At 68.6% G+C, this 245-nt stretch carries 1 protein-coding gene; it reads right to left on the reverse strand.

Going from position 1 to position 245, the window contains the following annotated elements:
- On the reverse strand, nucleotides 1–227 hold a 227-nt coding region (locus AC0L23_RS40165), incomplete at its 3' end, for a hypothetical protein (protein WP_473358446.1).
- Between the last annotated feature and the right edge of the window lie 18 nt (nucleotides 228–245).

Consider the following 245-nt stretch of genomic DNA (forward strand, 5'->3'; position numbering starts at 1 on the left):
ACTTCGTTGGGTACCGTGCCCGCAGTGTCAGCCAGAGTCGATAGCATCGGCTGCGCTGCCGCCTCGAGCGGCGCGATCGCGCCGGCCACGTCGTTGGGCAGCGCGCTGACGGTGTCGCTCGCCGTGGCGAGTGCCGGCATCACAGCCGCCTCGACCGGCGCAATTGCGCCAACCACGTCGTTCGGCAGTGCGCTGACAGTTTCGGTCGCCGTGGCAAGTGCCGGCATTACAGCCGCCTCAATCGG

The sequence above is a fragment of the Bradyrhizobium sp. MI1.4 genome, assembly GCF_055811315.1.